Source organism: Blastopirellula marina, assembly GCF_002967765.1.
In the GTDB taxonomy this organism is placed as follows: Bacteria; Planctomycetota; Planctomycetia; order Pirellulales; family Pirellulaceae; genus Bremerella; species Bremerella marina_A.
Genome location: NZ_PUHY01000010.1, coordinates 1,000,523 through 1,027,467 on the forward strand (window position 1 = coordinate 1,000,523; position 26,945 = coordinate 1,027,467).

Annotated in this window: 21 protein-coding genes; 11 read left to right on the forward strand and 10 right to left on the reverse strand. The window is 53.7% G+C overall.

The window, feature by feature from the left end; all coding sequences use genetic code 11:
• Window positions 1-29 precede the first annotated feature (29 nt).
• The 8 genes from C5Y83_RS15220 to C5Y83_RS15255 form a co-directional block, all read right to left on the reverse strand.
• The gene (locus tag C5Y83_RS15220) at window positions 30-1,442 is read right to left on the reverse strand and encodes a sigma-54-dependent transcriptional regulator (RefSeq protein ID WP_105330574.1); all 1,413 of its coding nucleotides are present in this window, start codon (window positions 1,440-1,442) and stop codon (window positions 30-32) included.
• Window positions 1,439-2,320: a sensor histidine kinase gene (locus C5Y83_RS15225; protein ID WP_105330575.1), complete on the reverse strand. Its 882-nt coding sequence runs from the start codon at window positions 2,318-2,320 to the stop codon at window positions 1,439-1,441. The genes C5Y83_RS15220 and C5Y83_RS15225 overlap by 4 nt, the downstream gene beginning before the upstream one ends.
• A 17-nt stretch (window positions 2,321-2,337) precedes the next feature.
• The gene (locus C5Y83_RS15230; RefSeq protein ID WP_105330576.1) at window positions 2,338-2,799 is read right to left on the reverse strand and encodes a hypothetical protein; all 462 of its coding nucleotides are present in this window, start codon (window positions 2,797-2,799) and stop codon (window positions 2,338-2,340) included.
• A gap of 16 nt (window positions 2,800-2,815) precedes the next feature.
• Window positions 2,816-5,338 (reverse strand): tetratricopeptide repeat protein, encoded by a 2,523-nt coding sequence (locus C5Y83_RS15235; protein WP_105330577.1) that lies wholly within the window; start codon window positions 5,336-5,338, stop codon window positions 2,816-2,818.
• Window positions 5,339-5,648: 310 nt separating this feature from the next.
• Complete coding sequence (locus tag C5Y83_RS15240; protein ID WP_146117787.1) at window positions 5,649-6,389, reverse strand: alpha/beta hydrolase; 741 nt, start codon at window positions 6,387-6,389, stop codon at window positions 5,649-5,651.
• A 344-nt stretch (window positions 6,390-6,733) separates the two neighbouring features.
• A complete protein-coding gene (mdh, locus tag C5Y83_RS15245) occupies window positions 6,734-7,681 on the reverse strand; it encodes a malate dehydrogenase (RefSeq protein WP_105330579.1) in 948 nt (315 codons plus the stop codon).
• 187 nt (window positions 7,682-7,868) lie between these two features.
• Window positions 7,869-9,314 carry a hypothetical protein gene (locus C5Y83_RS15250; protein WP_105330580.1) on the reverse strand — a complete coding sequence of 482 codons (1,446 nt, stop codon included), beginning with the start codon at window positions 9,312-9,314 and terminating at the stop codon, window positions 7,869-7,871.
• Window positions 9,295-10,413, reverse strand: coding sequence for a hypothetical protein (locus C5Y83_RS15255; RefSeq protein WP_146117788.1), 1,119 nt, complete (start codon window positions 10,411-10,413; stop codon window positions 9,295-9,297). Before C5Y83_RS15255 ends, C5Y83_RS15250 begins: the two co-directional genes overlap by 20 nt.
• Window positions 10,414-10,784: 371 nt before the next feature.
• On the opposite strand from C5Y83_RS15255, the gene C5Y83_RS15260 reads away from it, so the two are divergent.
• From C5Y83_RS15260 to C5Y83_RS15290, 7 genes are all read left to right on the forward strand, one after another.
• The gene (locus tag C5Y83_RS15260) at window positions 10,785-11,285 is read left to right on the forward strand and encodes an RNA polymerase sigma factor (protein ID WP_105330582.1); all 501 of its coding nucleotides are present in this window, start codon (window positions 10,785-10,787) and stop codon (window positions 11,283-11,285) included.
• 93 nt (window positions 11,286-11,378) lie between these two features.
• On the forward strand, window positions 11,379-13,460 hold the full coding sequence (locus C5Y83_RS15265) for a hypothetical protein (protein ID WP_105330583.1): 2,082 nt from the start codon (window positions 11,379-11,381) through the stop codon (window positions 13,458-13,460).
• Between the two features lie 268 nt (window positions 13,461-13,728).
• Window positions 13,729-16,896 (forward strand): tetratricopeptide repeat protein, encoded by a 3,168-nt coding sequence (locus tag C5Y83_RS15270; RefSeq protein ID WP_105330584.1) that lies wholly within the window; start codon window positions 13,729-13,731, stop codon window positions 16,894-16,896.
• Window positions 16,897-16,966: 70 nt separating this feature from the next.
• The gene (locus tag C5Y83_RS15275) at window positions 16,967-17,983 is read left to right on the forward strand and encodes a tetratricopeptide repeat protein (protein ID WP_105330585.1); all 1,017 of its coding nucleotides are present in this window, start codon (window positions 16,967-16,969) and stop codon (window positions 17,981-17,983) included.
• 236 nt (window positions 17,984-18,219) lie between these two features.
• Window positions 18,220-19,053, forward strand: coding sequence for a MotA/TolQ/ExbB proton channel family protein (locus tag C5Y83_RS15280; RefSeq protein ID WP_233207236.1), 834 nt, complete (start codon window positions 18,220-18,222; stop codon window positions 19,051-19,053).
• A 46-nt stretch (window positions 19,054-19,099) separates the two neighbouring features.
• The gene (locus C5Y83_RS15285) at window positions 19,100-19,552 is read left to right on the forward strand and encodes an ExbD/TolR family protein (protein WP_105330586.1); all 453 of its coding nucleotides are present in this window, start codon (window positions 19,100-19,102) and stop codon (window positions 19,550-19,552) included.
• A 17-nt stretch (window positions 19,553-19,569) separates the two neighbouring features.
• Entirely contained in the window at window positions 19,570-20,076 is a 507-nt protein-coding gene (locus tag C5Y83_RS15290) for an ExbD/TolR family protein (protein WP_105330587.1), read from the forward strand.
• Window positions 20,077-20,105: 29 nt separating this feature from the next.
• On the opposite strand, the gene xerD is transcribed toward C5Y83_RS15290, so the two are convergent.
• Window positions 20,106-21,047 (reverse strand): site-specific tyrosine recombinase XerD, encoded by a 942-nt coding sequence (xerD, locus tag C5Y83_RS15295; RefSeq protein WP_105330588.1) that lies wholly within the window; start codon window positions 21,045-21,047, stop codon window positions 20,106-20,108.
• Between the two features lie 227 nt (window positions 21,048-21,274).
• On the opposite strand from xerD, the gene galE reads away from it, so the two are divergent.
• The 4 genes from galE to C5Y83_RS15320 all read left to right on the forward strand — a co-directional run bounded on the left by galE (window position 21,275) and on the right by C5Y83_RS15320 (window position 26,018).
• On the forward strand, window positions 21,275-22,258 hold the full coding sequence (gene galE / locus C5Y83_RS15305) for a UDP-glucose 4-epimerase GalE (protein ID WP_105330590.1): 984 nt from the start codon (window positions 21,275-21,277) through the stop codon (window positions 22,256-22,258).
• A gap of 39 nt (window positions 22,259-22,297) precedes the next feature.
• Window positions 22,298-23,518 (forward strand): 1-acyl-sn-glycerol-3-phosphate acyltransferase, encoded by a 1,221-nt coding sequence (locus tag C5Y83_RS15310; RefSeq protein WP_105330591.1) that lies wholly within the window; start codon window positions 22,298-22,300, stop codon window positions 23,516-23,518.
• Window positions 23,519-23,597: 79 nt separating this feature from the next.
• A complete protein-coding gene (locus tag C5Y83_RS15315) occupies window positions 23,598-24,614 on the forward strand; it encodes a 3'-5' exoribonuclease YhaM family protein (RefSeq protein WP_105330592.1) in 1,017 nt (338 codons plus the stop codon).
• A gap of 114 nt (window positions 24,615-24,728) precedes the next feature.
• Window positions 24,729-26,018 (forward strand): GGDEF domain-containing protein, encoded by a 1,290-nt coding sequence (locus C5Y83_RS15320; protein WP_105330593.1) that lies wholly within the window; start codon window positions 24,729-24,731, stop codon window positions 26,016-26,018.
• A gap of 7 nt (window positions 26,019-26,025) precedes the next feature.
• Here the strand turns inward: C5Y83_RS15320 and prmC are convergent, their stop codons facing one another.
• On the reverse strand, window positions 26,026-26,907 hold the full coding sequence (gene prmC / locus C5Y83_RS15325) for a peptide chain release factor N(5)-glutamine methyltransferase (protein ID WP_105330594.1): 882 nt from the start codon (window positions 26,905-26,907) through the stop codon (window positions 26,026-26,028).
• Window positions 26,908-26,945: the final 38 nt, after the last annotated feature.

Below are 26,945 nucleotides of genomic sequence, written 5' to 3' on the forward strand. Positions count from 1 at the left end.
CCGATAGCACCTTCATGCGTCTTCTTCCTTTAAACGTGAGCGAACGTCCGAGCGCGCGGTGCGAGACCGTAACTTCGCAGCTTGTTGCTGAGTGTGCGGACACTAATACCAAGCGCTGCAGCGGTTTTCTCGCGGTGCCCTTCGTAATGCTCCAGGGTCTGTTCAATCAGTTGACGCTCCATCTCTTCTAACCGCATGCCCACCACCGAGACATTACCACTGGCGTTTAAAGAGATCTCTTCCGTGCTGTTCTCTAGCAGCCAAGGACGAAGCTGATCGGCCGTCAATTGATTACCGATGGTCAACAGGGCAGCACGGGTAACAATGTTGTCCAATTCCCGCACGTTGCCTGGCCATGGGTGGCTGCAAAACAGATTCATTGCCCCGTCTGTAACTGCCAGTGGTTCGCGCCCTACGCGAGCCACCGCCGCATCCAGGAAATGTTTTACCAGAAGCGGAATGTCTTCCATGCGAGCACGCAGGGGAGGCAGCTCAATCGGGACAACGTTCAAGCGGTAATACAAGTCCTGCCGAAATCGATTTGCAGCTACCTCCGCTAACAAATCTCGGTTGGAAGTCGCCAGTACACGAACATCCGCAGCAATGGTCGAACTGCTGCCAACCTTCTCGAATCGTTTTTCCTGTAAAACCCGCAGCAGCTTGGCTTGAAGTGGCAAGTCGATCTCTGTGATTTCGTCGAGGAGAATCGTCCCTTTGTCGGCGAGTTCAAAACGACCAACTCGAGCATGATCGGCGTTGGTGAATGCGCCTCGCTCGTGGCCGAACAGTTCGCTCTCCATCAAATGGGCAGAAAGAACCGGGCAATTGAGGCTAATCAACGCCTGGCCATTACGGCGGCTGGCCTGGTGGATCGAACGAGCAACCAGTTCTTTACCCGTTCCACTTTCGCCGGTAATCAGGACGGTTTCATCCGTGGGAGCCACCAAGGCAATTCGCTGACGAAGCGTTTGCATGGCGGGGCTCTCTCCAACCATCACTACGCTGTTGCTTGCGCCGCCAGGCGGAATGGTGGTCGCTCGATCGCCCCGCTTGGTTGCTTCGATCGCTCGAGCAATCGCGGATTCGAGGGCCTCGATTTGCACTGGCTTTTCCAAGTAGTCGAGCGCTCCGTATCGCATCGCTTCAACCGCGGTACCGACGCTGCCGTGAGCGGTGACCATAACCAACTGTGTCTTCTCATGGCGAGCACGTACTTCCCGCACCAACGCGAGGCCGTCCATACCGGGCATCTGCAAGTCGGTTACTACCACGTCGAAAGGACGCTTCGCCAAATGGTCCAAAGCTTCCTTGCCGCTACCACACGCCACGGCTGCGTAGCCCAATAGGCAAGCCGCATCGCACAAACTTTCGCGCGAGTGGGGATTATCGTCGACGACGAGGACCGAATGGGCTGGTTCGCGATTTTTGCTGAGATCAATCATGCAGCAGCCTTCATTGCTTTGATCGGAAACATGAGCGTAAATGCAGCGCCAAAGTCGGGACAGTTCATGGCCGAGACCTGGCCTTCGTGAACTTCCATGACACGTTGAACGATGGCGAGCCCCAAACCGGTGCCGGTGCTCTTGGTGCTGAAGAACGGATCGAAGATTCGGCGAACATCTCCGGAGGTGATTCCACATCCGGTATCGGCGAATTCGATTTCAAGGTGGCCGAAGTTGACTTGCGATGTGATGGTCAGGATGCCCCCTTTGGGCATTACATCCAAAGCGTTCAGAGTGAGATTCAAGAAGGCTCGCTTGAGCATATCTTTGTCAGACAACAGCATGTCCCGATCGGTAAGGTCGAGACGAAGCTGTACCTCTTGAGCCTGCAGCTGGGGAGCAAGGTCCTCACAAACTTCTCGAATCAATTCGGAAGTTGGCACATAACTGCGATTGGGCTGGCGATCGGCAGTGAAGTGAAGTAGATCGTCGACAGTCGTATTGAGGACGGTCAGCCCCGACTCAATCTTCCCGATCACGCGGGCACTTTCCTGATCGGCACCCAGATTTCGCTTAAGCATGCCTGTGTACAGCGTTAGGGGCATTAAGCCGTTACGAACTTCGTGGGCAATATGCGAGGCCACCAAACCAAGATCGGCCAAGCGGTTTTTGCGAGCCAATTCGCGATTCTTAACTTCTAATTCGTCCGTAAGCCGAGTCACTTCCTTGCGAAGCGATTCGTGCGTTTCCTGCAAACGGGCCGTGGCCTTATCCCAGCATTGCAGCAAATCGCGCAGATCGAGCGATTCATCTCCGCCTGGTAAAGGAAACACTCGATTCGCATTGAACGAGGCGTTGTTGTCGGAAGATTCTTGCATCTAGGTTCAGCCCTTTCTCACTCGACGGTCAGGTCGAAACCACAACTGGTGTTGCGGTTGTCGAGGTTGTTGTAGGCAGTTACGGAGTCGGTGGAAGTATGTGTTTCGCGAAGCATCGCGGCGATTTCATCTCGGTGCGACGATACAGCGTCGGTACTGCGTTGTTCAATCGTTTTCAGTTCTGTCAAAAGCACTTCGCACTGCTGAGCTGTCTGCGAACACTTAGTGCGATCGCTACTGCTTCGCCACACACGTGCCTCGGGATCTTGTTGCCGAAACGGATCGATCGTTCGATCAATTCGCGTCAAACGTTCGATCAAGGTTTGCTTCGCCGAAAGGACACGCATCAGATCTACAATGTGATCATCGTGCCCGGCCAATCGCAATTGATATTGCGAAAGCGTAAGCAGCTGTGTCAGCACCTCGTGCTTTTGATCAATAAGTTGAACGAGTTGATCGGTTTCCTCTACTGAAGGCATTCCATTAGGCTTTCGGTTAAAGGGACGTTGCCAACCAATCGAGGTAGTTTTGCCAGTCGTCCCGCGAGGCGTGGGTCGTTTCCGAGTAGTCGACCCCTTCTGCCAGGCGAGACAATACGATCTTGGCCTGCTCCACAGTACCGCGAGCTTCGGCCGATTGATTCATGTAGCGATAACACTGAGCGATCTGCACAAACGCTTCTAACGAAACCGCTTCGGTTTGATACCGATTTGAAGCGGTCGAATAGGCTTCGATCGCATCCTTGAATCGCTGTAACTCAAACATGGCTGCCCCCTGAGCGAAATAGCTATTCCGCAAGATATTGGCTTCCACCGGATGGAGTTGTGTTTGTTCTTCCAACTTGTTGGTCAGTTCGTTAATCAATTCGTTATAGATCTCAGCAGCACGTTCCAGGTGATCTTTCACCTCTTTGTCGAACTTGATTCGCTGCGTTTCGATATTCACCAAACGGAACTTTTTCTTCGGCAACATCGACGACCGGCGATGACATTCCGCGATGAGGTAGCGAGCTCCGATCGAACGTGGATCTTCGGGGTAACGTCGCACGGCGGCGTGTAAGTACTTAATCGCACCCTGGTAGGAAGCGTTACTTTGTTCCAACAGCTGAAATGCCTCACGCGGAATTGCCTCGGCCACTTCCAAGGCTCCCTTCACGCGAGCTTGTGCCTCGAACATTTCTCCTTCCAAGTGTAGGACTTGTCCGAGTGAGAAGAGCGAGTCTTGCCACTCACGACTGCTTGGCTCTAGGTGACCATCGTCAAGGTTCGCAGCGAGCACTTCTTTCGCTTCGGCCAACTTGCCGAGTTCCATGTAAGCTTCACCGCCAAGCACGCGTGCTTCGTATACCGAAGGGTCTTTGGGGTAGAACTCGAGGCATTCGTTGATCGGGCCGAGGGCTTCTTCTGCTTTGTCCAAGGCAATCAATGCACGTGCGGTCGCTACCAATGCCCGTGGTTTATGATCGCGTGTTTCGTAACGCTGATACTCCGCTAAGATCTCGACCGCCTTGCTGAAGTCTTGTCCACGCAGATCGGCTGAAGCGCTTTTCCAAAGGTCATTGGTGTACTCGGCCGTCGAAAAGCGGAACTTAGCGAGATCAAGATAGACGCTTCCTGCACGCCGGAAATGGAAGCGAGACTGGGCTCGCATCTCCAGTGACTCGTCGAAGGGAACCTTGTTCGCTTGACTTTCCAGGTACTCGCCCCACTGGTATTCGACTTCTGCTTCGATCTGCAGGGCTTGGTCGTCTGGGAAGATCGGTCTTAAGACATTTGCGACTTCGACGGCCGGTTCAAAGTTTTGGGCCGACTTCCAATCATCTACGGCGTGGGTAATACGTTGCCGAAACTCGATCTCGCCAATCCAAGGATTGTCATAGCGACCGCTGGCATTTGCTTCACGAAGAATGCGGCGATAGATCTCGACCGCTTCCTCGGCTTTACCTTCTGCTCGCAGTAATTCCGCTTCTTCCAATCCGGCGGCCACACTTTCATGCGTACGGTAGTAGATCTTTCGAGTACGCGCGGCTTGATCGAGGGCCTCTGTTAGCTGTCCATTGGCTCGCAGCATCACCGACAAGAGGTAGGAAGCTTTACGTGTCGAATCAGCCGCGACTAACTGATTACCGGCCGCTTTACGGAATAGTCGAATCGCGGCGTTCAATTCGTCCTGAGCCTTGTCCTTTTCTCCGGCATCCAAGAAGTCTTGATAGCGTTTCTGACTGACCAGGCCTTGGACAATTACCCCGTCCACGTAACGTGATGATGTGGGTGGAATCTTTTCAAGCGTCTGCATTGCGTCGTCGTACTGACCAAGCTCGTATTGAATCTTCGCCAGACGCAACTGGGCGTTGGATTGCTGTTCGGTAGTTAGATTTGAGTGCGCATGAATTAACTCACTCCACTTGAGCGAAGCTTCCATGTGCTCTTTGGTTCTCGGCGTAAGTTCCAAGTACGATTCCGCCAGGGCATCTTCGATTTCCATCTGCCGAACGGGATAGTCTTTGTAGATCGATTCGAGGATCTTGATCGCTGGCTCGTACTGCTTGGCATGAAACTGGCTAATACCTAGCAGGTAATCACCTCTCACCTCGTAACCTGGCGGAAAGCCACGCTCTTTGGCGGTCAACAGATGCTGAGCAGCAAGGCGATAAACCGTTTCTCGGTCTTTCGGATTGAGGTAGTCTTGAGCTTCCTCGGCCAGAATCGCCCCAAGCAGAAATGGGGCAGTTCCCTGGTAAGGCGGCTCGACACTCAAGTCATCGACCAGATTCCGGGCAACTTCACGCGCCTTGTTGGACTCGTCGTTCTCGTAATCGGCGATCGCCTGAACTAAGGTCTGTTCTTTTGACTCTTTCCCGGACAGCAAGACCCACCAGGCCCCCGTTCCGAGACCAGCAACTGCAAACAGCGTGGTAATCAAAAAGATTCGGTTTCCCAATAGGCCCATCAGTCCACCGCGTGGCGCAGCGACTTCTGCTCCTTCGGTGTCCTCGATTTGTGCCGAATCGGTACTCATGAAAAAAAGTTCTCAAGTCGCAAGGGGCCTCAAGTCGATAACGACTATGGGGCGGTGTGGACATCGTTTCTCGCAAAGCAGCCATAAAAAACTGTTGGCCGCGCACGAGCGAAATCACTGCGCGAGAATTCGCGGGACGATGTGTATCTAAAATCGACGAAAGGCGTCAATACGGATCCTAAGCACCGGACCAACAAGAGGGGCGACAGCAGTGACAGCATTGCCCGCTCGGTAGCCATAGCGCACGAAAAAACCCTCGATAAAAACCAAGGGTTTGAACTTCGGTGAGCCGACGACCTGGGACTGCAAATTATTTTAACACTTGCCCCATGACCCAGCCGTTCATGTCTTCCAACATGTCGGTCATGATGCCGTCTCCGCATAGGTACTCGCGGACATCCATCCTCAAGCCTGCGCTATAGCCGAGACGAATGTCGTTGCATAGATGCGATTCGGTGTAGTAGGTGCTTTCGTGACAATGCATCAACAGAATCGGTAATTTTTCACACAAGCCAAGATTTCGGAGTGGGGCGTTGCCAGTCGGCAAAGGACCATTGATCGAAATCACGCCTGCGTAGTCAGCCGGGTTCTGCAATGCGAGCCGCAGGGCCATCGTGGCTCCATCCTGGTAACCGGCGAGAAACACGCGGCGACGATGAATGTTGAATTGATCCGTTGCCGATTCGATCGCCATTTCAACACGGCGCGAAGCGGCATCGATACTCGCTTCATCCTGAGACCAATAGAAGGCGGGGAAGCCATTGGCACGCTGCGTGTGACGATTAACCCCGCGTGGTCCAACCGCCACGAAGTTTCGCGTGCTGGTCAGCGGCATGATCCGGCGAAGCTGCGATTCGTTGTCCATCGCCCCATGCATCCAAACGATTAGCGGATAGGCGTATCCAGGTTCGTAATGCACCGGCGAAAACAGCTCCAGAGGACAGCTTTGCGACGAATCTCGCCGAATGCGAAACTCGTAGATCTTGCTTTGCTGGACGCTGAGGTTAGAGCTGTGACTCGTAGGTGGCGCTGGCGTATCTAAGCGTTTCATGAAAACGTTCTGAGAACTCTCGATGTTGGTTGTGCGGAGAGCGAAGACCAAAATGTGGCTTGGTTCGCCATTTGGGTCAAGGTCAGCCTTGGCTTCTTTTTTCTGGCTGGGCCTGTTCGCTCATGTTTCGTGCCAACGACGAGAAATCGTTTTCCGGCGTCCTGCGCGACGTCCTTGTCGCTCCGTTGGAACAAGCATTGAAACACGAATAGAGAAGGGAAACAATCTTGCTAGCGAGTCCCAATTTAAGAGAAATTTCTTCTCGAACCCGCGGCGTCAGCAAGGCTTGACGCCGCGTAAAATTAGCGATAACTAGCACGATGCCCGTTGCAAGTTCACTTCGCTTACGAAGCTAACAGTTTATCCATCGCTTCGACCAAGCCTTTCACGGCGTCGACGCTCTTTTGGAAGTCGGTCTTTTCTTGTTCGGTCAGATCAAGCTCAACCACTTTTTCGACACCATTGGATCCGAGGATAACCGGCACACCGACGTAGTAACCGCCAACGCCGTACTCCTTGTCGCAGTAAGCAGCACAGGGGATCAGTCGCTTCTTGTCGCGAACGATTGCTTCGACCATCTGAGCGGTGGCTGCGGCCGGTGCATAGTAAGCACTACCGGTCTTCAACAAACCGACGATTTCCGCGCCACCCTTGCGAGCACGATCCACAATTTCTTCCAGGCGAGATTCGTCCATCAACCGCGTGACAGGAATGCCGCCCACCGAAGTGCAAGATGGCATCGGAACCATCGTGTCGCCGTGACCGCCCATGAGCATGGCCGAGACGTCTTCAACGCTCACGCCAAGCTCCATGGCGATAAACGTGCGATAACGAGCCGTATCGAGAACACCTGCTTGGCCCATCACGCGATTTGCGGGGAAACCGCTTACCTTCTGAGCTTGTTGAACCATCGCATCCAGCGGATTGCTGACAACGATGATCGAAGCATTCGGGCTCGTAGCTTTGATTTGTTCGGTTACCGCAGTGACAATCTTGGCGTTGGTCGCCAAGAGGTCGTCACGGCTCATGCCTGGCTTACGAGGAATACCGGCGGTGATCACAACAACATCGCTGTCCTTGGTATCAGCGTAGTCGGTGGTACCCACAATGTTGCTGTCGAAGCCAACAATTGGCGAGGCCTGCATCAAGTCGAGGGCCTTACCCTTGGGCATGTCTTCCGTTTGCGGAATGTCCAACAGCACAACGTCGCCCAGTTCGGCAGCGGCACACCAGTGGGCGGTCGTCGCCCCGACATTTCCAGCACCGACGATTGTGATCTTGGCTCGTTTCATGGGAAGGTACTCCTGGTTGACCCAGCGGGCGCTGGGGAAGCATGGTTGAAGGCATGTCCGCAAGAAGATCGGTCATGACAATTGATTGGCACATTCCGATTCTGCTGCTGAATATGGGCGCGCCGCACACGATTATCAAGAGGGCTTGACTTCTGTCGTACGCAGTCCGACCGGTAATCACAGGGTTTTAGCGGCGACGAGAACTCGATTTCCGCGAGAATATCATGCCCATCGTAACACCTACCCCGATGACGAAAGCCAAAATAAGCAAGATGGCGAAAACGAACTGATTCACCTGCGGTTCGCTCACCTCAGTGTCCCGCTCGAGCGAACCGGCCACAAACAAAGGACTAATTTGCCGCCGGGTATGCTCTTCCCCCGACATGAACGGAGTTCGATAGGCCCACAATTTAAAGAAGGCTCCCGTCATCGCCACCGAGAGATGGAGTTGATCCCCTTGTCGAACTCCTTCTGGCAATTCCGGAACACACACAAGCACAGGATACTCGTGCGCGAACTCTTTGCGAGACGATTCATCCCCAGGCCGCTGCGATACGATTGGCGCGGGAATAGGTACGAAAACCGAAACTTCATAATAATGGTCGATGCCTAATCGAGCCTGAATGTCGGCGTCATCAATTTCGATCCGCGTGATCCGACGACAAACACCTGACAGATCAATGAACTCTGCTCGATACGCTTCCGGGGCAACCATCAATCCATCTTGCGGAAGTGTTAGCAATTCGGAGACCGTCTTATTCACGGTTGCCGTCTGCTGATCGCTTGGCAAGCGACCAACCGTCGCCAACATTTGGTAGAAGGGCTCACGCTCGCGGCCGGCGAATTTGGCGCGATCTTGAATCGCGGAGAGTTCACCGATATCGACACCTTGTTCGGCAAACCGCACCTTAGCAGACGTGACGCCAAGCGCAGGACTAACCTGGTTGGGATGCCAGGAAATCTTCGAGGTGGCGAAGATATATCCAGGCTCATTATCCTCTGTCTGGTAAGGCTTCAAGAAGATTCCAGGACAACTAAATGGCTGCCCATCGAAGACTGCCGGCTGACCTAAATTCGCCGCCCACGCCGCAGGTAAGTTTTCGACGACCAAAATCCCTTGCTTCGGTCCATCAGGCCCATTGAGCAAGACGTCGACTTCAAAATACACGGACATACCGACATTCGGCGCGGCTTCTTCCGGCACGTTGATCTTACGAATTCCCTCGACCTTCCCTGTCAAAAGAAATACGTCGAGGCGATAGGCGTCCGGATTGTCGGTCAGTTCTTTCCACGGAACATCGAGTTGCAACCAATGCGTGATGCGATGCGGCTGCAGGCGCCGAATTCTCGTAAGTCCACGAATGACGGCTTCCTGCTCGCCAACACCGAGTTTCTCGCCGTCGACGAACATCGCCAAATAACTATCGCCGAAGTCAATCAGCTCGAAGAATTCCCGGGCTGACATCGCATCGAAGTCAGGACGAGTCTCACCCGCGACATCCGAGTCAGCGGAACGCGTCTCATGAGAGGCCGGTTCATTAACCGAATCGGGAGCTTGCGCCACAATCCCTGACGAGCACGCCGTCACGAGCAGGCCAATCGATACGGTAATCTTAGTCAGTTGATTTTTCATCTGGCTGGTTTGAAGAAGAGGTTTGTTGCAGCTGCGCAGCCAGGGCGCCAAGTTGATCGCGAACGGACACTCCCACGTCAAGTTCGTTCGAATGCTCTTCGAATTGTTTTCGATTCTTCGCCCGAATTCTTTTTTCCACTTCGGAATCTCGGTTGCGATTGTTCCACCAAACGAAGCCAACCACCACACAGGCACCCATCAACGTGAGCATGATTCCCAGGGAAATCTCGGTCGAAGAAATAGTGCGAGCGATATCGACAGGAGCATCCCACTCAAAGGACCTCGCCAACAACAAAGGAGAGGTCGTTGCACCGCCTTTTGCTGGGTGCACCCATTTTTTAAAGTAGACGGCCCGGATCGTGACTCGCTGGGCCATTTGCTCTGCCACCGGAAATCCTTCCGGCAAGTCGAGGCAATAGACGACCATCGGAAAATTGTCGCTACCGCCAAATAACCACAACTGCCACATCTCACCCGACTCATCGTCCAGCTTGTTGGGCGGCACCTGCACACAGCGGCGAACGGTACCTTTGACAGTTACCAGTTGTCCTCGATAGAGATCGGACTGTTGAAAGAGTTGACCAAATTGGACCGAGGGAGCTTTGGCAGACGCGATCTCAGCTGGAGTCGCAGCATTCAAACGATCGCGAATCTGCTTCCAAGCCTCAAAACCATTCGCACGAAATGGACTGTTATCTTCAACGGCGGCCAATGCTTCCGGACTGGCCCACTGATCGGCGTCATCCGGCTCATCTTCCTTTTCTCCCTTGCTTCCTAACGTGTAAGGAGTCACCGGCCGTCGGTCGGCCGCCATCCGAAACTCTCCTTCGATTCCATTATCGGCGGCGACTGCTTTTCGCTCGACACGAACGTCTTCGCGGGTGATCTCAGGAGCACGGCGATCAGCTTCAACCTGCGATCCACCCTCGGGAGGTACAATCCAGCTCCAAGTATTCGGATCGGAAGCGCGCATGATCAACACGAGTACCAACCCCAGGGCCCCGACCAGCATCATGAGACGCATTTGCTCTTTCCGTGCGAAGTAATCGCGCGGGGGAGGACGCTTGGAACCAGATGCTTCAGGGGAAGAACGCGACATGGCAACAACTATTATAGGCAACGGAAGGTTTTGGCGACGAACACTCGACCGTAACCAAGCTAGGTTACATCATGACGCCCCATCCTCAACCGCCGGCAGGGCTTAAAGGGACCTGGGCACTCGCCTTAAATCTAGTATCTATAGGTAGATACGGCAACCGACATACGCATCGAACGACGTCTATTTCGGAGCCAACCGCCTTGCCACAGCACTATGGTATTATGGGTTTTATCTCGAATTAGGCTCCTCTTTTGGGGAATAATCGAGGCTTTTGTCCACGAATGATTAGCTAGGAGGAGTTGTCGAGCGGGATACAACGGGGCCGCGACCTCGTCTGGTATTCCCTTTTCGATTCTTCCTCGGAGTTTGCGTTGGCTCTTTCCGCCGAGCAGTTTCACCGATTGGTTGACCAACACGGACCGACGCTTTACCGTGTCGCGTTTCGCTTGATGGGCAATCGCCACGATGCCGAAGACGTCGTTCAAGACGCCTTTCGATCGGTATGGGACAGCCGAGATCGATTCGACGCAGAAAAGGGAGAAAGGGCGTGGCTGATCGCCATCCTGCGGCGTCGTATCGTCGATCGCTGGCGGAAAAAGAAACAGCCCATGCCCCTGTCCGACCACGACGAAAATACGCCCGAGTTGGAAGCTCCTGCCGAGCCAGATCAGAGCCTCAGTGATGAAATGCAGACCGCCTTGGCCAGCCTCTCCAAGGATTTACGGGAAGCCATCCTCCTGGTTGTTGTCGGGGAACTGACCCACCAGGAAGCTGCGGATCTGTTGAAGGTGCCGCTAGGAACGATCCTCTCTCGCGTGAGCCGTGCCCGGAAGAAACTTCACAAAGCGCTTTCCAGCCAATCCACCTCGTAACCGGAGTGGATTTCAAAGCCTGGAACTCGTGGTCGGTGTGATCGCTCCAATAGACAAGCCTCAATCAACGTTCAAAATCAGACAAGCCTCGACGTGAATCCTTCTGACCGAGAATTCGAACTCGATCAACAGCTTCGGAATGTACCGGTTCCGCGTGATCTGGTTGCGCGTCTCAAGTCGATCCCAGACTCTACGGAGATCGAAGCGGCTATCGATGCAGAGCTCAATGCCGTCGCCGTTCCCCAGGATTTCACACATAAATTGCATCAGATTGCGGCGACTTCAGAACCGGTATCGCTATCAGAACCGCAGCCAACTGACGCGTCTCGTCACCGCCCTGCTCGATGGGTGTCAACGATATGGAGTGTCGCCGCAGTCCTCTTAGTCGCGATTGGGGTTAGCTGGTTTGTCTACACGCTTTCCAACAACAACCTCGCGAAGCAAGATCTAGATAGTCCATTTCCAACCAACACCCATACGGCAATCACCCCCGACAGTGAACCACAACTCGCGTGGCTTGATTCGTTTGGCCCAGAAAGCAACGAGCAGCGTCTTTTAGATGCCCCCCTACCCTCTTCCGATGAGCTGGCACTGCTTGGTTCTCAATTGGAATTGCCGGATGCGCCCGATAACTCACCCGCATCCAATCTAAGGATCCGCTCCTTGAGCGACCAACTTCCCAGCGATCCGTTGGCCAGCACGTTCCTGATGCGGTTTCAACCGTTGGGTGCCAATCCGCTGATCTCCGCTGAGACTGGGCGTCCCCAGATGATCTTGGCAACGACCTCGCCGGTATCGTATGTGCCCTCGGCGAAAGAGTATGATCGCGATTTCCTGATGCGAGAATCGGTCCAACCGTTCGCCTCTCCCCAGGAAGCTTCCCTCCGATCCGTGCGTCTGCCGATCTCGGCCGCTGAGGAAAGTTACGAGAACGTCGTCTTCACCGAAAAGCCCTGGTCAGCCGAATTATTGGCCGACGCGCGGATGGAACAATGGCTTGCCGCGACGGGCAAGTTTTATGTACCTGCCCAACCTGGCCAAGTCGAACTTCGTACTGCGGCAGGACCTGCGGTATTTGCTCGTGATCGAACCCAACTGCTGCAAATTGGGGTCGTTGCTGGCTCGGCCGATCCAGTCGATCGCCCTCCAGCTCATATTACGGTAGCGGTTACCCCTCCATCCGATGCTGCCAATGCAATGCGTACCTGGCTTCCTGTCAAGATTGCCCTGCGTGAGATGATCGAACATTTGCAGCCGCACGACACGATCACACTAGTTGTGATGTCCGAGTTTCCGCATGTGATGCTCGAAGATGCGGCAGTCGCTGATAGTGAGCTTTGGTTTACAGCATTAGATCGTATCGACGCAGGCACCCAATCTAACTTGGCCGAGGGAATTCGCCTGGCGGCTGCAACGGCGATTAGCAAACCTGGTTTTGGTGACATTCGGCGACCGTTGATCGTCCTGTCCGATCGGTTTGCCGCGTTGGACGAAGCGACCAATCGTCAATTGCGTCCCTTGGTCGAAGACGCGACCTCGCAACATGTTGACTTCTCATGGGTTCAGCTGGAAGATCGCCAGTTTGCGTCGATCTCGCCCGCGCCATCTTCGCTAGAAGGTCTGGGCACTTGGACCGTAACCAATTCATTAAAGGATTTGTGCCACCTCTTGGATCACGAGATTCACAACGCTCCAACTTTGGTTGGGACGAATCCTAGAATCAACATCAAGTGGAACGAAAAGTCGGTCTCTCAGTATCGCTTGATCGGCTACCAGCCAGTCGGTGGCGATTTCATGCCCACTTCCCAGACGCAAGAGCTACATGCATTTGACTCCGGTACGGTTCTGTTTGAAGTGATTTTGCCGGAAGAAGGACCTAACGAGGTTGCACAGATTGAACTGGAATGGCGGGACGCCGACGGAAAGGCACGCAAGTCAACGCAGAAGGTGAGTCGGCTCCAACTTGCCTCATCGTGGCCAGCCTCTCCCCTTTCACTTCAGGCAGCTCAATTGACGGCCGAATGCCTGTCATTACAGCAGAATTCGTACTTTTCGCGTCGTCGTGGCAACACGGTTGACGAACTAGAGAAGTGGGCGTCGGCCATCAACCCGGCCCTCATGCGGCATGCAAGTTACCCCCGTTTGGAACTTCTTTTGCCGCCCTCGCAACCATAGTTCAGGATGATCACCCCATAGTTTGACCAGCCTTGAAGCCTCAGGATTGAGTCTATAATAGATTGGTAAAGGAACAGCACTCCTCCCCTACTCTTCTCATCTAGTCTCTGGACAAGCTTGGCGTCGATGCGTGCGACTTGCTTCAGAGAGGACGAATTTACCTTTTCGCCTTTTCACTCGAGCTTGCCTTGAGGCGACGGTTTAAACCGAGAAGCCTTTGACCGGGTACAGGTAGAGGATTCGCCTTGTCTTACGAGGATGTATATCGATGCGGATTTTCAAACAATCATTGCTTGCTACTGGCCTCCTGCTAGTCGCTGCGCCACTGGCTCAGGCCGAAGAACCTTTCAAGGAGTTCTTTGATGGGCTGCTGCAACGCGGTTTTTACGAGCAAGCAATTTGGTATGTCGACTCGGTTGCCAACGACCCCAGCTTGCCGGACGACGTCAAAGCAACACTGCTTTATAACAAAGCCCTAGCCCAGATTGATGCGGCTCGACGTTTGCCGAATCTCGATCAAAGGGGAGCGTTGTTCAGCGACGCCGATAAGAATCTGGCTGAGTTCTTGAAGCAACACCCAGAAAATGATCGTGCAATTGACGCCACAATTCAGCGGGGCAATGTCCTCTCCGATCAAGCCCGACTGGCTCAGGCTCGCGCTCGCAGGGAAATGACCGATGCCGCCAAGGCACCTCTGCTTAAAGAAGCACGCGACAAGTACGCACAAGCTCGCAAGATTTTTGAAGACGCCAACGCTCAAATTCGTGAGACACTGACAAAGCTAGGCAAGGTGCTCGATCCTAGTAAGGACGCTGCAAAAATCGTCTTCCGTGACGAGATGCGAGCCTCGTACATTCAGACTCAGATGTTAGCTTCAAGCTGCCTCTTGGAGTCTGCGAAAACGCTCGACGCCAAGGACAAAGAGCGCAAACCACAACTGGAACAGGCTGCCAAAGAATTCGGAGAAACTTACAGCAAATACAAATCGCGTCTGGCAGGCTTATTCGCTCGCTTGTACGAAGCCGAAGCTCAACAAGCCCTCGGCAAGGACAAAGAAGCGGTTTCGATCTACCAAGATGACTTGATGCTGCTGCCAGATCAGCCAGAGCAATTTCGTCGTGTGAAACTCAAAGCCGCCATCGGTTTGGCCACGATTTGGCTGAAGGAAGAAAGTGCGCCCAAGGTTGTGAATGAACTCGCACCTTGGCTCGACTCGCAGCAACTTCGCCCCAATGACCAACGTGACGAGGAATGGCTCGAGTTCCGCTATCTCGTCGCTAAGGCTTACATCGCCGACGCCGAAGCCTTAGGGCCGAAGGACAAGTCGTACAACGACTATCGCAAGGCCGCAGTGAAGCTCTTGGTTGATATCGGTAAATACCCCAGCGACTTCCAAAAGCCCGCTCTCCAGTTACGTTCAGAATTGCAAGGCACCGAGTCGGTTGCTCAGGAAATGCCCGAACCAAAAACGTTCGAGGAAGCGGTGAATGCCGGTCGGGAACTACTAAACAAAGCGAGCGTGCAGCAGCGGATTGTGATAAGCAAGCTCAAGAAAGATTTAGCCAACACGTCGGATGACGCCACCAAGCAAGAGCTTACCAACCAAATTGAGGCGGAAGAAAAATCAGTTCAGGATGCCTACGCACAAGCGAAGCCATACTTCCAGCAAGCGTTACGACTAGCCGATCGTGATACCCCACGCGATGAAGTCAATAACGTTCAATACTTCCTCTCGTTCCTTTCTTATCAGGATGGCGACTATTGGAAGACCTACGCTCGGGCGACCTTCATCGCCGAGCATTATCCCGGTAGCCCAAGTGCTCAGTCGTGCAGCAAAATGGCCCTGGCGAGTGCTCACCAATTGTTTGAAAACGCTTCACCCGATGATCGATCGTTCGAGCTCTCGCAGGTGAAGCGAGTGACCGACTTCGTTGCCAAGCAGTGGCCTGATTCTGAGGAAGCTGGCCTGGCCCTGGTGGAATTGGTGCGAATCCAACTTGAGCAAGCGGACTCAAAGGACCTTCCTTGGCACGATCAGAAAAAGCTCGTTGACGACACCGAAGCAATCGTCTCCAAGATGTCGGACAACAACGGCGCCAAAGCGGAGGCTCAGCTGAAAGTTGGTCAGACCTATTGGAGCCTGTTCGGCCGTGGTAGTGCCCTCAAGCGTGCTGCAGCGGATGATTCCACATCAAACGATTTACCAACCGATGAGGAACTCGCCGCGATCAAACAACAAGCTGAGTCGATCCTCGCTGCCGGGGTGAATAGCTTCCAAGGTGATGACGCGGACTATACCTACGTTAGCGGAGCCATTTCACTCGCCCAGGTCTACACCGACATCGGCAAGCCGAATCAAGCGATCGAACTGTTTGAGAAGCCGAAACTCGGTTTGATGAAACTGATCGAAGCAGACAACAAGTTCGCCACAATACCCGCTGTCGAACAGTTCATCCAGAAGGCAGCCGTCCGAGCCTATATTTCAGCCGTTCCGACAGCCAAAGATTCCGCCAAGACCGAAGCACTGATGGCCAGTGCTGAAAAGGCGATGGGCGAACTCAAGAATCTGGCCGGCACTGATGCGGACAGCCAAAAGGAATTGGTTCGTATCTATATCTCGCTGGCAAGCGACTTGAAGAAACAACTCGACGAAGCCGATCCTGGCACGAAGGAAACTCTCGGCAAAGCTTTCGAGTCATTCCTCGACCGCCTGGCCGAATCGAGCAATGAACCGAACGTACTGAACTGGGTTGGCGACACCTTCTACAACGTTGGGCAAAGCTTCTCGGAAGATCCTAGCTACATGGGTGACGCGAGTCGGTTCTATGAAAAGGCCATTGCGGCCTACCAACGCGTGTTAGATGCCCCTGCAGGTGGCGATGTGAATGCCGCGTTACTTCAACAAGTTCGTGTGCGGATTGCCATGGCTCAGCGCGAGACCGGCAAATACGAGGAAGCCTTGAAGACGTTCACTGACGTGCTGGAAAAGAACCAGATGATCGTGAACGTTCAAGTCGAAGCCGCGAAGACCTATTATCTATGGGGCCTTAACGGGGGCGATTCGAAGACGTTCGTCGAGGCAATGATGGGTGCCCACCCTGATCCCAAAACCAAGAAGAACGTGATCTGGGGCTGGGGACGACTTCAATCGATCCTGGCTCGTTATGCCAAGCGAGGTGCAGCCCCATCTCCTTACAAAGAGGTCTTCTACGAGTCCCGCTACTATCTGGCCAAATGCCGATATCACTTTGCTTTGGCCCAGACGGACCCTGAAAAGAAAAAGCAATACTTGGCCATGGCGGCTAAGGATATTACGTCGACCCAACTGTTCGATCCGTCCCTAGGCGGTGAAGAGTTGTGGACGAAATTCGACACGCTCATGAAATTGATCCAAAAGGATCTGACCGGTACCGCATCAGGACTCGACAAGAAGTAACTTGTACTCTCCCGGTCAGGGCCAACCAAACTTATCACACAACGATCGATTAATTCGAGGAGTTATCACCATGCGTCAGTATCTTTTCCTGGCAACCGTCGCGACCCTCGTCGCTGGCGGGCCACTACTGGCCGACACCGTTCGCACCACCACCGGTACACCACAGTCCGGCACCATCGTCGGTACGACTGCCGACGTGATCAAGCTAAGCAAAGGGGGAACGACCGTCGAGATTCCTTCCAATGAAGTGGTCGAAATCTCGCTCGACGATGAATCGTTCCCTGTGAAGTCGGCTCGCCGCATGGTCGATGATGGCCAGTATGCCGATGCCATCGAAAAGCTGAAAGGGGAACAAGGGAAGAACGAACTTGTGACCCAGGAGATTGCCTTCCTGCGGGCCTACTCGATGGGCAAGCTGGCCCTGGCTGGCTCGGCGGATAAAGCGGCTGCCTCCAAGGCATTGCTTGACTTCGCGTCGCAAGCGTCTGGCAGCTTCCACTTTTACGATGTCGCTCGCATGCTGGGCGATCTCGCCGTTAGCTCTGGCAATTACGATTCCGCTACGAAGTATTACGCCGCTTTGTCCAAAGCCCCCTGGCCAGACGTGAAGATGTCAGGCAACGTGCTCGAAGCACGCGCCTTGTTGGCCCAAGACAAAGCCGCCGAGGCTATCAAGAAGTTTGACGACGTGCTGAAGACCGATGCTTCCGTCTCAGGAGCCGCTCGCCAGAAGAGCTTTGCTTCGGTTGGTAAGGCACAGGCGTTGGCCATGACCGGCAAAGCAGGCGAAGGTGTCAAGCTGGCTCAAAAGGTCATCGAAAACGCCGACCCACAAGACAAAGAGCTGTTCGGCCGAGCCTACAACGCGTTGGGACAGTGCTACACCAAACAAAGCCAGCCGAAAGAAGCACTTTTGGCTTACCTGCATACCGACATCCTCTTCTACCGCGATCCCGAGATTCACGCGGAAGCCCTGTACCATCTCTCCAACCTTTGGAAGGAGGTTAACTCCCCAGACGAGGCAACTGCTGCCCGAAATATGCTAGTTAACCAATATCCAGGAAGTGTTTGGGCTAATCGGCAATAATTCGCCCGTCGAGTTACGATTAAGAGGGTGAGTTCGCCGGAAAACAACGGCCGACTCACGATTGAACTGCTTCTCGGGTTGATTTTCCCAAACTAGAATACAAGCTTTTCCAGTCAATTTAGCCCGAAATCTACTCTCTCCTGTGACCTATTGTTTACCAAGAGATGAGTAGATACCTCGTCTATTCCCATAAATCCAGGTCCTAGCTCAGATATTCGCATCGCTTGGAGATCCCTATGTTGCGTCGATCCCACGAGTACTCCCTTCCCTTCTGCCTGGCCCTGGTTGCCTTGATGGTGGGCGTCTTTCTGACCACACCGAGCGTTACCGCTCAAGACGCCGCTGACGCAGAACCTGCTGCGGAGGCTCCCGCGGATGAAGCCCCTGCTGCTGACGACGCACCCGCTGGTGACGACAATGCCGATGCCCCCGCCAAGAAAAAAGAGCCCATGTCGCTGTTCGCATGGACCTATAAGGCCCTGACGTACTACTTCTGGATCTTCTTGATGATCTCGATTGTGTTCGTGGCCTTGCTCGTCATGAACATCATGAACGCCCGTCGCGAAAATGTCGTGCCGCTCGCTCTGGTCGAAAGCTTTGAGGCATGCCTGGAAGAAAACCAGGTTCAGGAAGCTTACGACATGGCCAAGGAAGACGAGTCGTTCCTCGGCAAGGTCCTTTCGGCCGGCCTCGAGAAGGTCTCGCAAGGCTACGATAAAGCGATCGAAGCAATGCAGGAAGTGGGCGAAGAAGAGAACATGAAGCTTGATCACCGCCTCAGTTACCTGGCATTAATCGGTACACTGAGCCCGATGATCGGCTTGTTTGGAACGGTCGATGGTATGATTCGAGCGTTTAGTGAAATTGCCATCAGTGGTTCGACTCCGGAAGCTTCCAAGCTGGCCGAAGGTATTTCGACCGCTCTATTCACCACGCTTGTTGGTTTGGCGTTGGCTATCCCGGCAATCGCCGCGTACAACATCCTTCGCAATCGAGTCGATCGCCTGGCCTTGGAAGTTGGTATCACCAGCGAAGGGCTGATGAGCCGATTCCAAAACGTGGGCAAGTAGTCTTAGACTCGCCGTTCGATCTCTTTCGCGAGAAGATGAGTACGACATGAAGATCAAAAAGAACCGACGGGAGGTCCAAGAGGGGGACATGACCCCGATGATCGACATGACGTTTCAGTTGATCGCCTTCTTTATGGTGCTGATCAACTTTACGCAAGCCGATCAAAACAAGGACGTCAAACTCCCCGAAAGTGAGTTGGCCAAACCTCCTGAAGTACCCTTTGAAAACGCGATCACGTTGCAGGTCTACCAGGACGGCAACGTCTATTTCGACGGCAAGGATTACACGCCTGAATCGCTCCGACCTTCCCTGGTGGTGGAACGACAGATCGCCGACGAATTTAACGCAGATAAAGGCGGCGCAGCCAAGACGGTGACCGTGATCATTCGTGGTGACGGACGTGTCGAAACAGGCAAAGTCCAAGAGTTGATCAAGCTTTGCCAGGATGTTGGTTTCGAGAAATTCGCCTTGCGGGCGAAGGAAAAGGTCCCCTACTAAGGCAACGGTTCGATCTCATGAAACTTCGCAAGAACGAAGTCCACGGACGAGAAAAAGTCGAAGTCCCGATGACGCCAATGATCGACATCGTGTTTCAGCTGCTCGTCTTCTTCATCATGACGTTCAAGATCGTCGCGATGGAGGGTGACTTCAACATCAACATGCCGCAAGCCGCTCAAGGTTCGCCCAGTACCACCCAAATCGCACTCACCTTGTCTCTGCGTGCAGGACCAAGCGGTGCATTGCAATCCGTTTCGCTGAACAATCTGCCCCCTTTCGAGGGCTCGGTGCAAGAGAAGTTCAAAAAGCTACAAGACGCCATCGTCGAGCAGGTAGGCGTGAACGATGGTCCTAGTACATCGCAAGAAGAGTCGGAGATCGAAATCGATGCCGACTACCAATTGCAGTACCACTACGTCATTCAAGCGATTACGGCCGTGACCGGTCGCATTGATCCCAAGACTGGGGAAGTTCAGAAGTTGATCGAAAAGATCAAGTTCGCCCCAGGCGCTGGAGCTGGTTAATTCTTCGTATCTCGAGTTACAACTCAAGTTCACGCTCGCGGATGGAACGTGGCGTGAACTTTCTTTAGCCGCGATTGATCGACATGGGTATAGATTTGCGTCGTTGCGATACTCGCGTGACCGAGCAATTCTTGCACTTGCCGCAAGTCGGCCCCGCCAGCGAGCAAATGGGTCGCGAAACTATGCCGTAAGGTGTGCGGACTGACATTGGGATCAATCCCGGCACGCAAAGCGTACTTCTTTACCATCTCCCAAATCGCTTCGCGCCGGAGCGGACGCCCCGTGCGTGTGAGGAAGAACTCAGGCGAGTCGTAACCACGCGACGCCAATTTAGGACGCTCGGTCTCGAGATATTCGCGACAGGCAGCAACCGCTTTTTCGCCGAGCGGAACCAGACGCTGCTTGTTGCCTTTGCCATGAAGTCGACAAAAACCTTCGCTGAGGTGAACGTCATTCGCCTTGAGACCTGCGATCTCGGAAGCTCGACAGCCACAAGCGTACAGAACTTCGAGAATTGCTCGATCCCGTCGCCAGTATGGGTCTTCACTCCACGGGGCGGTTAGAAAGTCATCGATCTGGTGGGGCGGAATCACCGTCGGGATCTTCTGCCACAGCTTTTGACAGCCCAACAGTTCCGCCAAGTTATCTTGCAATACACCTTCCAACTGAAGATAGCGGAAAAAGACCTTCAGCGAGATGATATGTCGAGCAATCGACGCAGGAGCCAATTTCTGATCGTGCAACCAAGCCACATAATCCGATAGCTCGACGATCGTCAAATCCTTCGGGTTTTTGTTACCCACCCATGTCCGAAATCGCTGCAGATCTCGCGAATAAGCTTGGATGGTGTTTTGCGAAAGATGACACTCCGTCGTTAAATACGTGATCAGCGAAGCGATCAATCGCTCGATTCGCTCACCTTGCGGCTGAGGAAGCGGCCGTTTGAGCTTCAGTTTCAATTTCCGCTTCATCAAGAACCCGAGCTATTTTTGCAGGAGAAGATCAGACCATCGCTTATTCCTGTCATCGACAACTCAGGAGATGGGTTCAAGCTTGCATCGGAAAATTCCGGTCGTATTGATTGTATGGACACAATGGATCAGAATCTGGTCGTTTGCCAGTTCACCAGCCAACGGTGGGATAAGATTTCTTCCACGGCACATCCCATCTCGATTTAGAAACTTAAGGTTTTCGTCCAATGCGTGTACTGGTAACCGGAGGAGCTGGCTATATTGGCTCGCACACGGCTCGCAAACTGGCAACTGCCGGCCACGAAGTGGTCGTCTTCGATAATCTCTCTTACGGCCACCGCGGCGCCGTCGGCGAGTTGAAGCTGGTTGTCGGAGATTTGATCGATCGAGAACTGCTGACCGAGACCCTCAAATCGAACAAGATCGAAGCAGTAATCCACTTCGCTGCGTTCGCCCAAGTGGGCGAGTCGGTCACCAACCCTTCGATTTACTACAACAACAATATCTGTGGCACGATTAGCCTTCTCGACGCGATGCGAGCGGCAGACGTTGGCCGCATTGTGTTCTCAAGCACCTGTGCCACTTACGGAATTCCAGCCTCGTCACCGATCGACGAAAGCTTCCCACAAGCACCGATCAATCCTTACGGCTTCTCGAAACTAGCCATCGAGCATGCCCTGCAAGACTACTCGCATGCTTATGGAATGGCCTACGCGGCCCTACGCTATTTTAACGCCGCCGGAGCTTCCCCCACCGGGGATATTGGCGAAGACCACACGCCGGAATCACACCTGATTCCGGTCGTTTTGCAAGTTGCTTTGGGTCAGCGCAAGTCAATTAGCCTGTTCGGCACGGACTACCCTACCGAAGATGGTACTTGTGTGCGCGATTACATCCATGTCGACGACCTCGCCGATGCTCACCTGTTAGCGATGGAAAAGATCACGCCAGACGAGTGCCTCAAGCTGAATCTTGGGACAGGATGTGGCAATAGTGTGCAAGAGATCGTCGCGGCATGCCGCGAGGTCACAGGGCATGAAATCCCAACGGAGATTGCCCCACGTCGGCCCGGAGATCCGCCTGCCCTGGTAGCCAATCCGTCGCTGGCCCGTAAAATTTTGGATTGGAAACCGAAGTACTTGGATGTACGTGAAACGATTGAAACCGCCTGGCGATGGCATCAAGCCCATCCCCAAGGTTTCGCCGATTAGCGAACAATTGCGACGAATCGCAAGGCGCCCGCGGATCCCATGCAGAAGATCATCATTGAAAAGCCCTATCGATTCGTTCCTCCCCATCGTGGAACGCTTTGGCCTGATTTCATCCAGGGATTCGATCTCTATGGTCGCTACCTCAAACTGTTTGAGGGTGTCGAATCGTATGAGGTCCGCAACGGTGACCGTCTGAAGAAGTCGCTGGACGCACAGCACGGCATCTTGCTGGCCCCCAATCATTGTCGAATGTCCGATCCGCTCGTCTTGGGCTTCCTGGGCCGAGAGACGGGATGTCATCTCTATTCAATGGCCAGCTGGCACCTCTTCAACCAAGGGTGGTTCAAAGCTTTGGCGATACGCTTGATGGGCGGGTTCAGTATCTACCGTGAAGGGGTCGATCGAAAATCGCTTGCAACTGCGGTCGATGCCATGGTCGAGGCCAAACGCCCATTGGTCGTATTCCCAGAAGGTTCCACCACACGAACGAATGATCACATCCACGATCTTCTTGACGGCGTTGCCTTCGTTGCACGATCAGCGGCGAAACGTCGTGCTAAGGAAGGCCTGAGCGATACGGTGATCCACCCAATTGGTATCAAGTATGTCTTTCAAGGTGATATCGACGCCACGGTTCGACCGGTTTTACACGAAATCGAACATCGCTTGGGCTGGCGAACCTCAGAAGAGTTGCCGTTGCTGGAACGTGTCGAACGCATGGGAGAAGGTCTATTAGCCCTGGAAGAGATCCGCTACGCCGGCCACGCAAAATCGGGAATCGACCTGGCACTGCGAACGGCCGACCTGATCGACGCCATTCTTCATCCACTGGAAAAAGAGTGGCTCAAGGAAGAAGGGGTCGGCAGCGTACTGCCACGGATCAAGGCCCTTCGTTCGAGAATGCTACCTGATATGGTGGCGGGGACATTATCCCCCGAGGAACGCAACCGACGCTGGATGCAATTAGAAGACATCTACGTCGCTCAGCAGATCTCCTGCTATATCCCAAACTATCTTCGCGATTTCCCCAGCGTCGATCGCTTGCTCGAAACCATCGAGCGATACGAGGAAGATCTCAAGGATACGACTACCTATCACGGCTCGTTACATGTGATTATTGACGTCGACGAACCCATCATCGTTTCCCCTGACCGACGCCCTCGAGGTGACGAAGATCCGCTGATGCAAGAGCTTCAGCAGCGACTTCGTGCGAAACTATGCGAGCTGAAAACGGAATCGAAGCTCTATCAGCCAAAGTAATTTTTCTGGCTTCCCCCACAGCCCCTACTTATGATGGGCATTGACCTGCTTCTGCAGATTTACCAGGGGAACTGAAGAGATGGCGACGGTTAAGCAACTTGGCGAGCTTCAACATGGACAATCGGCCGACTTTTTCGCTCAATTGATAAAAAAGGATTCGGCCACCACGCGACAAGGTCGTCCGTTCTTTGCCGTTGAGTTTCGTGATAACCGTCGCAATGCCACGAGCGCGATCTGGGAAGGTTCTTCCCACGAATTGGCCTGCCGCGACGAGTGGAAGGTTGGCCAGTTTTATAAGATTCGTGGCACCTTCCAGGAAACTGCCTACGGGGCCAAAATCGAAATCCTCCGCATCCGTGCCGTGGAAGAAGCTGACGCAGATTCAGGCTTCGATCCTTTGCTCTGTCAGCCTGTGGCAGAAAATGATTCGGGCGAGATGTTCGATCATCTGCTAGATCTCGTCGAACGCGAGATTACGACGGAAGACTTAAAGTCACTGATTATCGCCATCTTCGAGCAAAATCGAGAACGGCTTGAAGCCCTGCCGGGCGCGGTGCATCATCACCATGCGTACGCTGGCGGTTACCTCGAACATGTATACAGCGTTACGCGTAACGTGCTGTATCTCATTGAAATGTATCGTGGCCAGCATCCTTCACTCCGTGATCCGCTAACGCAAGAGCTCGCTTTGGCTGGTGCACTGCTTCACGATATCGGCAAGCTTCGCGAACTGGATGAAGATGCCGGCAACACGGCCTACACGGTAGCAGGAGAACTGATCGGGCATATCGCTCTGGGTCGGGACATCATCCGTGACATGGCAAAAGAACTGGAAATCGACGCCCCATGGCTCGTTCGACTGGAACATTTGATTGTCAGCCATCAAGGAACTCCTCAACACGGTAGCCCCAAGTCGCCCATGACTTGGGAAGCCAATCTCGTCTATTGGGCGGATGAACTCGACGGAAACATCTACCGTCTTGCTCAAACCTTCGAGCAGGCCGAGACAAACGACGTGGTGATTCCCAATCGGAATCCGTTCGGGCGGAGGGTCTTTCGGGGGGAATTGCCATTGGAATCGGAATCATCGGCATAGCCCGACTCTTTTTTCTGACCCTCTTTTTCGACAGACCGTAATCGTGGTCTACCCTTAAGAGACCCGTCTTTTGGACGGATGGCATAAGGCCGTGCTCTCACTTGGGGTCAATGGATGTTTCTTTATCTAATACTTACGATCGCCGCGAACCTGATGGTCGGATTCTGCGCCGCTGTGCGTGTCCGCCAATTGGTTCAGCATCAACCAGCGATCATTTCGGTGGAAACCGCCGATACATTCTTGGGTGAGATTGAAGACGAAGATCCTGCCGAAGCGAATTCCCAAAATAAAAACCACGGCAGGAAAGAAGAACCCGAGGAAGTCATTCCTTACGAATACCTTGCGATCCTCGAGGCAGAAGCGGTTGAAGCGGGCGGCTTGGTCGAAGCAACAGCCCAGGTGCTTCGTCTCGAAATCGGCCTCTATCGCGCCAAACTAATTGCCCTAGAAAATCGCCTCCGCGAAGTTTGGTATCAGCCCACTGAAGAAGCACTACAAGAAATCGCAGACGAATTAGATGCCATCAACATTGATTGGCTCGACAAACAAGCCGAAGCCGCTCAGCATTTAGATGGAAGTACCGACGGATTAGGAGCCTACTCCGACGTCGGCAAACGACTTTGCGATACGCTATTCGATCAGACAGCTCAGATCGAAACGACACTGAGCAATCTCCAACAACTGGACTTCGTCGATAGCCTGAACGACGTTTGCCGCAAGCTGGTGCTGGAAGTCGGACGATTGGTCGACCTGTGCCACGATCTACGCGATAAGATGACCGAAACCATCGTCACTGTGCTGCGTGCCGAAAAGCGGCTAGGCACAGTCGACAAAAAGATGCAGATCGACGGATTGACCGGTATGCGAAATCGTACGGGCTTCGAACGTCAGCTGTTTGAATGGTGGCGTGACGACATACGTCGAGAACGTGCGTTGAGTATCGCCATCGTCGACATCGACGCCTTCCGTAAGGTGAACGAGCGACTTAGCACGGAAATCGGTGATAAAGTAATCAAAGCGATCGGCAAGTTTATTGTCGACATCATGCGAAGTGATCGTGGCTTTGAATTCCCAATGCGGTTGGAAGGACAGCGATTCATCTTGTTCTTCGGTGACGTTGGGCCGCGTGGTGCAACCAGTGCCGTGGAACGCATTCGCCAAACCGTTCAAGCGACCAGCTTTCAGTACGACGGCGAAGAACTGGAACTGTTCGTTAGTGCAGGCGTTACCGAAGTGGCACCGAAAGACACGGTGCCCAAGCTATTAACTCGGGTTTCTACCGCCATGCGTACGGCAAAAAAAAATGGCCGAAACCGAACCTTCATTGATGAGGGGAACGGTCCCCAACCAATTGATCCGCCCGAGTATCCAGTCCGTCCACGAATCGTGCGGATTGGCGACTAACTCGCGTTTACCCTGCCTTCTGAGCGACAAGATATCGATCGTGCTTGGCGAGATCCTTGCCGATCGAAATCTGTTGGTAGTGCCCAAGTTGCTCAGCGATTTTCGCAACACGAGACGCAATCATCGGGCTAAACTCTAAAAGCACCCAACCACCAGGTTTGAGGTAGTCGACGGCTTGCTCAAGAATCCGCCGCAAGACAGCCGTTCCCTCTTCATCGGCAAACAACGCCACATGCGGTTCATGAGCGATCACTTGAGGATCCATCATCGACTTTTCTGAATCAGCCACGTAGGGTGGATTACTCACGATGATGTCGAACTTCTCTCCAACTGGGACAGCGTCGAAAAGATCACCCGAAGCAAACTCGATGCGTTCCGCGACGCCATGCTTCTCTGCGTTTCCCCGCGCAACTTCCAGAGCTTTCTTGCTAATATCGGTAGCTAAACCAGTCACTTGCTTGGCATGCTTCGCAACTGTGACGGCAATGATTCCGCTGCCAGTGCCCAGTTCAAGAAACCGCAGCCCTTCTTCTCCGGACCGAGCCTTGAGGCGATCGAGCGTTTCGATCACGAGATGTTCGGTCTCGGGGCGAGGGATCAACACATCGGACGTGATGGCAAATTCCATCGAATAGAATTCGCGCGTTCCCAAGAGATAAGCGACCGGTATACCCGCAGCACGTTGCTTGACCAACTCCCGAAATTTCGACCGCTTGTCGTCGTCCACCGTTTCTTCAAACCGGGTGTAGAGCTGAATCTTCTGGCAGTCGAGCGCATGACACAACAGAAGTTGTGCCTCGAGGCGAGCCTCATCGCTTCCCTTCGATTCGAGATACTCCGTCGTCCAGTTCAACAGACGGCCAATCGTCCATGGTTCGGCAGTCGACATTCGGGCTTTGTGATCCCTTCGGGTTTGAAGTGGGCGAA